Source organism: Bacillota bacterium (genome assembly GCA_040754675.1).
GTDB lineage: Bacteria > Bacillota > Limnochordia > Limnochordales > Geochordaceae > Geochorda.
Genome location: JBFMCJ010000595.1, coordinates 1 through 2,384, shown reverse-complemented (window position 1 = coordinate 2,384; position 2,384 = coordinate 1). Strand labels below are relative to the sequence as shown.

Sequence of the window (2,384 nt, the reverse complement as noted above, 5' to 3'; positions counted from 1 at the left end):
GTTGGCCCCCTGCGTGGCGCTCTTGCTCGCACCGGCGGTCCCCGTTGCCGCGGCGGGCACCGGGGAGGCGGCGGCTCCGGCGGCGGAGACGTGGAGGGTCGAGGTGGCCGACGGGGGAAGCGCCAGCGTGCAGCCGCCGGAGGTGCGGGTGGAAGGCGGCCTCACCTTCTACTACCGGGACATCCGCGTCACGGCCGACCGGGCCATTTACGACGACCGGGAGCGAATCGCCCGCTTTTTCGGATCGGTGCGGGCCCAGCGCCCGGGCGAGACCGTCGAGGGCGACGCCATGATCGTGAGGCTAAAGACGGGCGAACTGAGCGTGGAGCCCGCTCTGGCGCGCCTGGAGGCGCAAGGCGTGCAAGGCCCGGTCTTCCTGCAGGCCGATCGCCTGGGTGGCACCCGGGATCGGATCGAGGCGAAAGGGGCGACGTTGACCACCTGCCCCCTACCCGTCGACCACGCGCATTACCGCATCACGGTGAGCCACCTCGAGGTACGGCCAGGCGAAGAGGTCAAGGCCTACAACGCCGTCTTCTGGGAGAGCGGCGTGCCCATCTTCTACTGGCCACTCCTGCGCTTCTCGCTGAAGAACCCCCGGGCGGGGCGCTTCCTGCCGCCCGAGGTGGGCTACGGGGAGCGGGAGGGCCTCTTCGTCAAGACCCGCTTCCCGTACATGGGGCCCGGATCGGCTTACGGCTACGTGAACGTCAACTACTTCGAGCGCCTGGGGCCAGGCCTTGGCCTTTACCAGGCGCTTTACGACGATGGCGCAAGCTACGCGGCTGTCTTCCTGGACGGGACGCTGCGAGGTCCGGATGGCTTCCCGGCGGATCTCAGCGCGGGCGCCGAAGGGCAGCTTTCGGCCGGGGGCGGCACCGTCTCGGGCCGGCTCACCCTGAGCCGCCGGGAGTCGGGCGGGGAACTGCGCTACCTGGCGCAGGGACAGGCGGGCGGCAGCCTTCCCGACTGGGGCTTCTCGCTCTCGTCGTTTCTCCAGGGGTATGGTGCCGTCGAGGGCGGTGGCCCGCCGGTCGGGGCCACCACGGGCGAGGTGAAGCTCGGGCCGCCGGCTCAGGGCCCCCTGCGCCTCGAGGCCGGGGGGCGCTGGGACCTTGCCAACCTGCCCGGGCAACCGCTCCGCAATATGTGGGACCTCTTTGCGCGGCTTGCGTGGCGCGTCGGGGAAGGGGAGGCGGCCGTACGGTTCTCAAGGCTCACCCACCCGGCGCTCTTCACCAACCCGGCCGCTTCTGTCGTGTGGAACAGCGTCTCGGCCCTTCCGGAACTGACGCTGACGTACCCGCTGGCAAGGCTCAACGGCCTCGTTCCGGCCCGCCTCGAGCTCGACGCCGGCGCCGGCCGCTTCACCGAGCAGAAGGCCTCGGGCGGTGTGGTGTCGGACTCCCGGGTATCGGCAGGCTTGCGGCTTTCGGCCGGGCCGGTGCGGTGGAAGTCCTGGCAGCTGGAAGGCTCCGGGTCCATCTGGGGCGCCACGTACGAGGGCGGATCCCGCCAGCGTGTGGCACGGGCCTCCGTCTCCGCCCGGTGGCAGCTCGCCCGGTCGTTTTCGGTACGGGGCGGCTACCAGCTTGAGGCGCCCGCGGGCTTGTCGCCCTTCGAGTTCGACACAGCGACCTACGCGGAGAAGTTCACGGCGCAGGCCACTGCGGGCGAGGGCGGGCCGGTGGTGGTGGCGGTGGGTTCCACGTACGACGTGGCAACGGGGCGCTGGACGTTGCTTTCGGGATCGGCGCAGGCGCGGGCAGGCAGCTTCGAGGGGCGGCTCACCGCGGCGTACGACATGGATTCCCAGGACTGGAAGGGCGTGGTGGGGCAGCTTGCGTGGCGCTCCGAGGGAGCGAGGCTCGAGGCGGCGGGCCGCTTCGACCCGAACGGGGCAGGGTGGGAGCAGGTCGGCGCGAGCGTGCGCTGGCAGCTTCCGGGCCGGATCGCGCTGCAGCTCGGGGCGCTCTACGCGCCGCCGGCGCGGACGGTCGAACGGGCCGACGTGAGCCTGGCATGGCGGGTTCTGCCGGAGTGGGTGGTCTCGATGGATGGATCGTGGGACACGCGGCTCGGAGGGCTTCTGGGCAGTTCGGTGGGGGTCGCGCTCGACCAGGACTGCCGCGCCGTGGGGCTGCGGTTTGACCCGGTGGAGGGCCGCGTGGCGCTGACGTACCAGATCAAGGCGTTCCCGCAAAGCGCCATCACCGTCGGGGCGGCCCGGCCCGGAAGCCTGGCAGAGGAGCAGCGATGGCAACAGGTCCTGGAGAGCCTGGAACGCCCGCTCGGCCCGTGAAGCCGCGGGAAGGGCGCCTTCGCCGCCGCAGGGCCTGGTGGACGGCGGCCCTCGTCGCGGCCCTGGCTGCGGCGGCCGGCGC

At 72.0% G+C, this 2,384-nt stretch carries 1 protein-coding gene; it reads left to right on the top strand.

Annotated features, from left to right (window positions below):
• Window positions 1–2,302 (top strand): hypothetical protein (locus AB1609_21360; protein MEW6048984.1); only part of this gene is annotated, 2,302 nt, incomplete at its 5' end.
• Window positions 2,303–2,384: the final 82 nt, after the last annotated feature.